At 74.3% G+C, this 9,582-nt stretch carries 9 protein-coding genes; 1 reads left to right on the plus strand and 8 read right to left on the minus strand.

The genetic code is table 11. The features are described 5' to 3' along the window. Nucleotides 1–53: 53 nt before the first annotated feature. Together PINTE_RS18540 and dacB are read right to left on the minus strand one after the other, a co-directional pair. A complete protein-coding gene (locus tag PINTE_RS18540) occupies nt 54–1,199 on the minus strand; it encodes an Rv3626c family coenzyme F420 biosynthesis-associated protein (protein WP_084343793.1) in 1,146 nt (381 codons plus the stop codon). Between the two features lie 40 nt (nt 1,200–1,239). Next, on the minus strand, nt 1,240–2,832 hold the full coding sequence (dacB, locus tag PINTE_RS18545; protein WP_169798573.1) for a D-alanyl-D-alanine carboxypeptidase/D-alanyl-D-alanine endopeptidase: 1,593 nt from the start codon (nt 2,830–2,832) through the stop codon (nt 1,240–1,242). A gap of 188 nt (nt 2,833–3,020) precedes the next feature. Between dacB and PINTE_RS18550 the strand changes: the two genes are divergently transcribed. Next, complete coding sequence (locus PINTE_RS18550) at nt 3,021–3,572, plus strand: inorganic diphosphatase (RefSeq protein ID WP_068433705.1); 552 nt, start codon at nt 3,021–3,023, stop codon at nt 3,570–3,572. An 81-nt stretch (nt 3,573–3,653) separates the two neighbouring features. Here the strand turns inward: PINTE_RS18550 and PINTE_RS18555 are convergent, their stop codons facing one another. From PINTE_RS18555 to PINTE_RS23400, 6 genes are all read right to left on the minus strand, one after another. Then, entirely contained in the window at nt 3,654–4,907 is a 1,254-nt protein-coding gene (locus PINTE_RS18555) for a C40 family peptidase (RefSeq protein ID WP_157087364.1), read from the minus strand. A gap of 305 nt (nt 4,908–5,212) precedes the next feature. After that, nucleotides 5,213–5,809: a LiaF domain-containing protein gene (locus tag PINTE_RS18560; RefSeq protein ID WP_084343795.1), complete on the minus strand. Its 597-nt coding sequence runs from the start codon at nt 5,807–5,809 to the stop codon at nt 5,213–5,215. A gap of 127 nt (nt 5,810–5,936) precedes the next feature. Continuing rightward, the gene (egtD, locus tag PINTE_RS18565) at nt 5,937–6,941 is read right to left on the minus strand and encodes an L-histidine N(alpha)-methyltransferase (RefSeq protein ID WP_068433709.1); all 1,005 of its coding nucleotides are present in this window, start codon (nt 6,939–6,941) and stop codon (nt 5,937–5,939) included. Nucleotides 6,942–7,035: 94 nt separating this feature from the next. After that, nucleotides 7,036–7,836 carry an ergothioneine biosynthesis protein EgtC gene (gene egtC, locus PINTE_RS18570; protein ID WP_068433711.1) on the minus strand — a complete coding sequence of 267 codons (801 nt, stop codon included), beginning with the start codon at nt 7,834–7,836 and terminating at the stop codon, nt 7,036–7,038. Further along, nucleotides 7,836–9,245 carry an ergothioneine biosynthesis protein EgtB gene (gene egtB, locus PINTE_RS18575; RefSeq protein WP_084343796.1) on the minus strand — a complete coding sequence of 470 codons (1,410 nt, stop codon included), beginning with the start codon at nt 9,243–9,245 and terminating at the stop codon, nt 7,836–7,838. The genes egtC and egtB overlap by 1 nt, the downstream gene beginning before the upstream one ends. 117 nt (nt 9,246–9,362) lie before the next feature. Beyond that, nucleotides 9,363–9,582, minus strand: a 220-nt coding sequence (locus PINTE_RS23400; RefSeq protein WP_217996639.1) for a hypothetical protein, incomplete at its 5' end; no start/stop codon positions are given.

Below are 9,582 nucleotides of genomic sequence, written 5' to 3' on the forward strand. Positions count from 1 at the left end.
GGTCCGGGCACGGGCGCGGCGGCGGTGGGCCGGTGGGTCGTGGGCGGGTCGTGTCAGCCGTGGACGCGCGCGACCCAGGCCGCGGGATCGGCGATCTCCGCGGGCGTCGGGAGCGTCTGCGGCGAGGTCCAGACCGCGTTGAACCCGTCCATGCCGACGGCGTCGATGACGCCGCGCACGAACTCGGCGCCCTCGCGGTACTGCAGCATCTTGGCCTCGAGGCCGAGCAGGCGACGGGCGACGATGTCGAACATGCCGAGCCCGTCGCGGCGCCGCTCGAAGACCTCGCGGATGTGCGCGACGGTGCGGATCACCTGCGGTCCCACCTCGTCCATGACGACGTCGGCGTGCCCCTCCAGCAGCGACATCACCGCGGTGACCTGCGCCACCTGCTCCTTCTGCTCGGGGGTGAGGAAGAGTCCGGCCAGGCCCGCGCCACCCGAGCGCAGCGCCTCCGGGGCGTTGCCGACGGCCTGCTTGAGCCGCTCGAGCACGGTGTCGACGTCGGGAGCCAGTTCGCTCGCGAGGGCGGCGGTTCGTTCGAGCATGTGCTCGCGCAGCCACGGCACGGCGGTGAACTGCACCCGGTGGGTCTCCTCGTGCAGGCACACCCACAGGCGGAAATCGCCCGGGTCGACGCCCAGCTCGCGTTCGGCCTGCACGACGTTCGGCGCGACGAGCAGCAGCCGCGCCGCGGAGGCGGGCCGCCCCGGCGCCAGCTCGTACTGACCGAGCACCTTCGTCGACATGAACGACAACAGCCCGGCGACCTCGGAGCCGGTGAACTTGCTGCCCACGCGCTGGGCCGTCTGCGAGGGGGCGGGCCGCGAAGACCGCCGGATCGCGTCGGAGAGCACCGGGTCGAGCAGCTGCGAGAACGAGCCGGCGTTGATGTCGATCCACGTGGCGCGGTCGACGACGAGCGCGGGCGGGATGTCGTCCGGGGTCACCAGGCCCGTGGTGTCGGCGACGTAGCCGTGCGACCGCCGGGCCGCCTCGCGCAGGGCGGTGACGGCGGCGGAGGCCTCGTCCGGAGAGACACCCGGACCGGCCGGGGTGAGCCGGCGGGCGGCGGCCGTGGCGAACCCCCAGTCGACGAGGCGCAGGTCCTGCTCCCGGTCGTCGCCGTGGGCTGCGCTGCCGCCCAGGTGCTCCTGGCTCTCCTGGTTGTCGCGGATCTCCTCGTGCTCCCGGTTCATGGTCGTCCTCTCGCGGTCGTCTGCGGCGGGCGGAACGCTCCTACCGGCAGCCGCACCCCGCCAGGGTGGCGGCAAGCCGGTCCAACGCGGCCCGGGCGGCGGCCGTTCCCGCCGGCGGCACGCGGTCGGCGATCACGGCGAAGGTCAGGGCCTCGCCCTCGGCGTCGACGACACTCCCGGCGAGGGCGCCGACGCCGGTGAGAGTACCCGTCTTCGCGCGGACGACACCTACCCCGGCGCGGGCCTCGGGGGCGCGGAAGCGGTCGTGCAGGGTGCCGGACAGGCCCGCGACCGGCAGCCGCGACAGCACCGACGCCGGCCCCGGGTTGCGCCCGCTGGTGCCGAGCCACATGGCGTGCCCGACCACGGAGACGGGCACGCTCGTGCCCGCGGACAACCCGCTGGTGTCGGCGAGCCGCACCGCGGTGACGTCCAGCCCCGCGTCCGCGAGGCGTGAGCGCACCCACCGGGCGCAGCCGGCGAACGTCGTCGGGGCCCGGCCGCGGGCGCAGGCCCAGCGCGCCACCGACTCCGTGAGGTCGTTGTCGGACTCGTCGAGCGCCAGGGCCAGCACGTCGCCGACCGGCGCCGAACGCACCTCGGCGATCGCGCGGGCGGCCGCGGTGCCGTGGCCGCGGGCGGGGCGTCCGGTGACCGGCACACCCGCGGCGGCAAGAGCCTTGGCGAACGCGGCGGTGGCGGTCATCGCGGGATCGGCGGAGGCGGGCCGGTAGGGCACGGCGCGGTCGGTGGCCAGCCCGAGCATCGCGACCGGACCGGTGAGGCCGAGGCGCACGTCGTCGGAGCCCCAGCCCGGGGCGACGGCCGGACCGCGCGCGAACCGGTCGTCGAGCACCAGCCGCACGGCCTTCGGCCGCGGGGTCGGCAGGGCGGCGGCCACGGCCCGCGCCAGATCGCCCAGGCCCGCCTGGCCAGCAACTGCGCCCGGATCGCCGGCATCGGCGGCGAGCAGGTTGTCGCCGCCGGCGACGAGCACGATCGTCGGTACGCTTCCGGCGCCCGCGTCGGCGCCGGGGTCGTACAGCGCCCGGGTCAGGAACCGCTGCGTGAGGTCCTGCGCCTGGGCGACGGCGACGGCGGTGAGCACCTTGGTGGTCGAGGCGGGCGTCTTGGCGCGGCGGTCGTCGCGGGAGTACACCACGGTGCCGGCCGCGTCCCGCACCTGGAGGCCGACCGACGGCCCGAGCGCGGGGTCGGCCAGCGCCGTCGCGAGCGCCCGTTCCAACCCCTTGCGCGTCGGGCCCGGAGCGGCTCCCGGCCCGCTCGGCAACGCCAACGGCCCCCCGCTCGCGCGCCCGGCTCGATCCTGCCCGGACTGCGCGGCCGGAGTGCGCAGCCCGGCGAGCCCGCCTCTGGTCGGCTCGAGGGTCGTCGTGTCGGTCGTCGTGTCGGCCGTGGCGCCGGATCCGCCCGGGGGAACCGACGTGGGTTGCGACGTGGATTCCGACGGGGGCGCAGGCGGGACGTCGTCTTCGGAGCCCAGGTCGCTGGTGAGCACGCCGGGCACGACGTCGACCGCATCGAGGGCCGCGTACCCCACCGACGCGAGCAGCGCGACGACGAGCGCCGCCACACCCGCCCGCACACCAGCCCGTCTCCCGGGGCGCGTCACGACCGGCTCCATGTCGTTCGTCGATCCCCGTGCGCGCGTGGCCGTCCGGCGCATCGAGCGGGCCGTTCGTCCCTTCCGCGGGGCGCCGGGTCGAGTTCCTCGCCGGACACGGGCAACATTGACCCGCCAGACGTGACACCCTGAGTGCGCAGCGTTCGACGAAGGTGAAGACGAGGAGACCGGCCGGAATGACGAGCACGCACGAAGGCACCGGGCCACTGTTCTTCGATGTGACCATCGAGATCCCGAAGGGGCAGCGCAACAAGTACGAGGTCGACCACGAGACCGGTCGGATCCGCCTCGACCGGATGCTCTTCACCTCGACCCAGTACCCGAGCGACTACGGGTACATCGAGGACACGCTCGGCGAAGACGGCGACCCGCTCGACGCGCTCGTGCTGCTCGACCAGCCCACCTTCCCCGGCGTGCTCATCATGTGCCGCGCCATCGGCATGTTCCACATGCGCGACGAGGCCGGCGGCGACGACAAGATCCTGTGCGTGCCCGCGAAAGACCCGCGCATCACCCGCATTCAGGATCTCGACGACGTCAGCGAGTTCGACCGCCTCGAGATCCAGCACTTCTTCGAGACGTACAAAGACCTGGAGCCGGGCAAGTCGGTGGAGGGCGCGCACTGGGCCGGTCGCGAGCACGCCAACCGCGTGATCCTCGAGGCCATCGACCGGGCCAAGGAGAACAACGTCACGACGAGCCGCTGGCCCCGCCCGCACCAGCACTGAGTTCGCTGGCTCCACCGGGCCGGCCGAGAAGGTCAGGCCCGCCGGTGTCGCAGAGGTCGCCGCACATCGCATCTGAGCCACTCAGAGCCGGCCGCCGTAGGGCAGCAGCCCGGGGCGGTGGATCGTCGAGTACCGCACGGTGAGGCCGCTGCGCGGCGCCTCGATCATCCGGCCGTCGCCCACGTACAGCCCGACGTGGTGGATCGCTGCCGGGTCGTCGCTGAAGAACACCAGGTCGCCGGGCTGTAGCGCGGCCAGCGGCACCCGGGCGGTCTGGTCGTACTGCGCGCCGGAGAAGTGCACCAGCGGGCGGCCGGCGCTCTCCCAGGCGCGCATCGTCAGGCCCGAACAGTCGAAGCTGTCGGGGCCCTCCGCGGCCCACAGATACGGCTTGCCCAGCTGTCGCCGCGCGTAGGTGATGGCCTGGGCCGCCGACTGCCGGTCCGGAGCCGGCACGGTGCCCACCCGGATGACGCCGGCCTTCGCCTGCGCGGCGCGGACCGCCTCCCGCGCCACGACGGCGTCGATGCGCGCCCGCTCCTGCTCCGTGCTCGTGTTTCGCAGTCGGGCCTGTTCGGTGAGCACGGCCTCGCGACGGGCCGACAGCGTGTCCTGCTCGGCCTGGGCGGCCGCGACGGCCGCGTTGGCCGCGTCGAACGCCTGCCGCGACCGGGCCGCGGCCGCCTCCTGCGCGATCGTGGCCTGCGCGGCGGCCCTTTGGGCTGCCTGGGCCTTGGCGGCGGCGGCGCGCGCCTGCTCGAGGCTCTGCGCGCGGAAGGTGCCGACGGCCTCGAGATCGGCGAGATCGCGGGCCACGTCGGAGCCCTGCGCCAGGCGGGTCAGCCCCACGAGCGGGCCGAAGTCCTCGAGGCTGCCGCCCTGCATGTAGACCTGCACGGCCAGGTCGTCGACCCGGGCCCGCTCCTGTGCGGCGCGACCCCGGGAGGCGGTGGCCTCCCGCGCCGCCTGCTGCGCCGCCCGCACGCTGCGGCCGAGCGCCACCCGGGCCTCGTTGTAGCGCTCGGTCGCCAGCTCCGCGCGCGCGAACACGGCGTCGATGCGCTCCTGGGCGGCGCGGACGTCGCGCTCCAGCGCCTCCTGCCGGTCGATCGCCTCCGCGACCCGCGGATTCGCGGTGTGGCTCGGGGTGGGCGACGGGCTGGCGGTGCCGCTCGGGGTGGGCGACGGGCTCGCGGTGCGGCTCGGGGTTGGCGTCGGCGAGCCGGGAGCGCCCGGGTCGCCGGGCGCGGCGAGGGCCGGCACACCGGCGGGTGCAGCGAGCAGGCCGCACAGCAGGACCACGGGAACGGCCGTGGCGGCACGACGCGGGGTCATGTCGTCCCTTCGGAGGGGTGGAACGAATGCCCGGCGCCGGCCCCCGCCGCACTCCCCCGGCCGCGCTGCCTGCCCCCTGAGCAGGCGGACGGCGGTCGAGGGGAGAACGGGAGCCGGTGCGCGGCCCGACCTGGGCGCGGGCCGCTACCGGGACCACTGATCCGATCGGCCGCCCTCGTGGAATCTGAAGGCCGCGCGTCGACGAACCGCACTGCGGGCGTAGCGGTTACCGCCTCCGCGAAGAACCCGCCGCCGCCGGGGTCGCCGACCCCGTGCGCGTCAGTGCGCTCGTGCGCGTCGAGGCGTCAGAGGATGCGCCAGCGCTTGGAGATCTTCTCGCCCGGCAGGGCGGTCTTGACCTTGACGTCGGAGAACGCGCCGACGCGGTGGATCTTCAGCGTCGGGCCGCCCTCGGCCCGCTGGGCGTTCTCGACCTTGTCGTCACCGAACAGCGAGAAGCCGCTGACCAGCACGTTCACCCCCGGCGGCACGACGACCTTGACGTCGCCGAAGAGGCTGTACGCCGTGACCTCCGACTCGGCGGGCAGCTCGGCCTCCCGCAGGTCGAGGAACACGTCACCGAAGAGCATCAGGCTCGAACTCTTCTCCTCGAGCCGGAACTGGCCGGTTCGCGTGAGATCACCGAAGACCCGCACCTGGTTGCTCTGGCTGCTCTGCTTGCTCTGGTTGCTCTGGCTGCTCTGCCCGGCGACCGGTGCCGCGGGACGCGCGGCCGGCTCGAGCCCCTGCGCCGACGCGGGCTGCTGGCGACGGTCGACCTCACCCATGCTCGGCTGGATGACCGGCATCTCCGCGTCGGCCGACGCGTGCCGACGCACCCGGTCCTGAAGCTCCGACGGCTGGTGCGCCGAGCCCGACTGACCTTCCCCGTGTTGTGTCATGCGCCCAGGGTAGGTGCGCCTCGGCGCCGGGTGCCCGCGCTCAGGGACCGGTCCGTGACCGTTCCAGGGCACTGTCAGGGTGGTCACCGGCGGTCGCGGGCCGCGACCGGCCCGGACTGCGTGTCGGTCACGCCTGGTCGAGCCGGGCGAGGGTGAGGGCGAAGTCGCCGTCGGGATCGGTCCACTGCCGCAGCGGGGTGTACCCGGCGGCGGCCAGTTCGGCGCGCACCTGCTCGCGGCCGAACTTCGCGGAGATCTCGGTGCGCACCTCCTCCCCCGCGGCGAACCGCACGGCCAGACCCAGGTCGGCCACGCGCACCTCCAGGTCGCGCCGGGCCCGCAGCCGCATCTCGATCCACCGGTCCGCAGCGTTCCACACGGCGACGTGCTCGAAGTCGGCCGGATCGACGTCGGCGCCCAGCTCGCGGCGCAGCACGTGCAGCACGTTGCGGTTGAACTCGGCGGTCACGCCCGCGGCGTCGTCGTACGCGGCGACGAGCCGCCCGGTGTCCTTGACGAGGTCGGTGCCGAGCAGCAGCGTGTCGCCGGCCGCGAGCCCGCCGCGCAGGTCGTCGAGAAATCGCGCGCGCTCCCCGGGATCGAGGTTGCCGATCGTGCTGCCGAGGAAGGCGACCATGCGGGTGCCGCCCCGCGGCGGGTGGGGCAGCGCGGGCAGGTGGCGCTCGAAGTCCCCGACGACCCCGTGCTGCTCGAGGCCGGGAAACTCCTGCGCGAGCGCATCCATCGCCTCGGTGAGGGCGGCGGCGCTGACGTCGAACGGCACGTAGCCGCGCAGCCCGGCTCCGGCCTCGAGGGCGTGCAGCAGGCGGCGGGTCTTCTCGCTGGCCCCCGACCCGAGCTCCACGAGCCAGTCGGCCCCGGAGACGGCGGCGATCTCGTCGGCGTGCCGCGCCAGGATCGCCGCCTCGGCTCGGGTCGGGTAGTACTCCGGCAGCCGGGTGATGTCGACGAACAGGGCGCTGCCCCGGGCGTCGTAGAAGTACTTCGAGGGCAGCGTCTTCGGCGTCGCGGTCAGCCCCGCGCGCACGTCGCGGCGCAGGGTCTCGCGCAGCTCCTCGGGACGCAGATGGATGTCGAGTCTGTTGTCGCGGGTGCGGGTTCGAGCGGGCACGGCAGTCTCCTCGTCATTGCGGAGTCGCGGTCAGCGCGGGCCCGGCGTTGGGGTCCGGCGGGTTCAGTGGGTCCGGTGGGCCCGGCGGGTTCGGTCAGTTCGGCAGGGGTTCGATGACGACGTCGAGCCCGTCGGGTGCGTCGACGCCCGGCGGCGCGCCGGCGACCCGCACGAGGTGTTCGTCGGGGATCTGCCGCCACTCGTCGTCACACTGTTGTGTGCCGTCAGGTTCGGAGGCGACGAGCACGCCGCCGTCGCGGCGGGTCACGTACATCGGTTCGGCGACGACGGTGCCGGCCAGCGTCGCGCCGTCGGTGGCCAGAAACGTCAGGCGGCCCCCGAAGGGACGCAGCCGCGCGACGGCCTCGACCAGCGCCGCCGCCACAGCCCCGGGCGCCTCGCCCGGCGGGTGGTCGAGGGCCTCGCGACGATAGGCGGCCGCGGCGAGGCCGAAGGCCAGCGCCGAGTCGACCCCGGCCCAGGCCTGCGGCACCTCCGCCACGTCGGCGGCCAGGGCGCGCCGGGCCCCGGCCCAGTCGTCGATGCGCCCGTTGTGGCTGAACGCGAGCGGGCCGTCGGCGAACGGGGCGGCGCACGACTCGTCGGCGGCGGTGCCGATCGTGGCCGAGCGCACCGCGCCGAGCGCACACCCCGCGGCGATCGTCGGGGCCAGCGAGGCGAACGACGCGTCGGCCCACATCGGCTGCGCGCGGCGGTACCGCACCGGCTCCGGGCGGCCGGCCACGTACCAGGCGGCCCCGAAGCCGTCGGTGTTGATCGTGCCGAACCGCTGCCGCCGCGGCGCGTACGACTGACGAAGGAGCCCGAATTCGGGTTCGCACAGCAGCCGCTCGAGGGTCCGGGGCGGCCCGAGCCAGGCCAGGTGACGGCACATCAGCCGGTGGACTCCCCGGCTCCGGCGGATCGGTCAGGGTGGTCAGTGCGGTCAGCGCGGTCAGCGCGGTCGCGTCGGGCCGGTCGGGCGTCGCGAGCGGTGCGGAAGCCCGCGAAGATCTGCCGTCGGATCGGGTGGTCCCAGTTGCGGAACGTCGCGCGGGTGGCCAGGGAGTCGGTGGCCCAGGAGCCGCCGCGCAGCACCTTGTAGTCGCCGCCGAAGAACACCTCGGAGTACTCCGCGTACGGGAACGTGCAGAAGCCGGGGTGGCCGTGGAAGTCCGAGGAGGTCCATTCCCAGACGTCGCCGATGAGCTGCCGGGCCCCGCACGGAGCGGCCCCGGCGGGGTAGGAGCCGACGGGGGTGGGTCGGTACCGGCGTTCCCCGACGTTCGCCTCCTGGTCGGTGGGCAGCGTGTCACCCCACGGGAATCGACGCTTGGTGCCGGTCGCCTCGTCCCACGACGCGGCCTTCTCCCATTCGGCCTCGGTGGGCAGCCGCCGACCGGCCCAGCGGGCGTAGGCGTCGGCCTCGAACCAGCAGACGTGCTGCACCGGTTCGTCGTCGGGCAGCGGCTCGATGCGCGCGAATCGGCGTCTCGACCATCCGTCGCCGTCGGCGATCCAGAAGGCGGGCGCGCGCTTGCCGGAGCGGCACCGCCACTCCCAGCCACGCCGGCTCCACCAGCGTTCGTCGTCGTAGCCTCCGCTCTCGACGAACGCGCGGTAGGCGCCGACGCTGACGGGTGTGGTGTCGATCCAGAACTCCGGCACGTGCACCTCGTAGGCGGGCCGCTCGTTGTCGTAGGCCCAGGGGTCGTCGTCGGTGCCCATGACGAACGAGCCGCCGGGCACCCGCACCTCCGCCGGCAGCGGCACCTGGTCACGCGGCACCGGCGGCTCGGCATCGAGGCCGAGCACCGGCTGCCCGCGGCGCAATTGGTGGGTGGCGAGCATCGTCTCGCTGTGCTGATGCTCGTGCTGCAGCACGAGTCCGTAGACGAAGCCGCCCTCGTGCAGCCGCCCGGCGCCCTCGAAGCGGGCGGTCTGCAGCGAGTCGAGCACCTTGCGGCGCACGAGGTCGAGGTAGCCGGTCGACTCGGCGGGGCTGAGCAGCGGCAGCGTCGGCCGGGTCGAGCGAGGGTGCTCGAACGCGTCGTAGATGTCGTCGATCTCCGGGCGCATCGGCTCGATGCCGGCGGCCTCGCGCAGCAGCCACAGCTCCTCGTAGTTGCCGACGTGGGCCAGGTCCCACACCAGCGGCGACATGAGTTTGCTGTGCTGCGCGAGCAATTCGCCGTCGTCGAGGATCGCGGTGGTCAGGCCTCGAGAGCGCTCCCGCACCCGGGCCAGCTCCTGCGCGAGCTGCTCGCGCACGACGTCGGGCGCGGCGGTCACATCGATGGTCATGTCGCCTCCAGGGTGGTCTTGGTCGTCAGGGTCGTCAGGGTCGTCAGGGTCGTCGGGGTCATCTGCGTCGTCAGGGAGTCGAGGCTCCGGGTGCCGGCGAACGTTTCGCCGTTTCGGCTATCGCGGCGTGGCGGCCGAAAGTGCGGAAACCGTTGAGCTGCGGAAATGCGGCTCGGGGCCTGCCGGGGGAGCTGCCGCGATCGTCGATTCGGCGAAACGGTCGACGGTGTCGTCGGCGGTGTCGTCCGCGGGGCAGCGCCCGCGGTCGGCGTAGTGGGCGGCGAAGGCCCGCACGAGGTCGGCCTGCCCGCCCTGACCGCGGCGCGCGAGCGTGCGC

Source organism: Piscicoccus intestinalis NBRC 104926 (genome assembly GCF_001515525.1).
GTDB classification, from domain to species: Bacteria; Actinomycetota; Actinomycetes; order Actinomycetales; family Dermatophilaceae; genus Kineosphaera; species Kineosphaera intestinalis.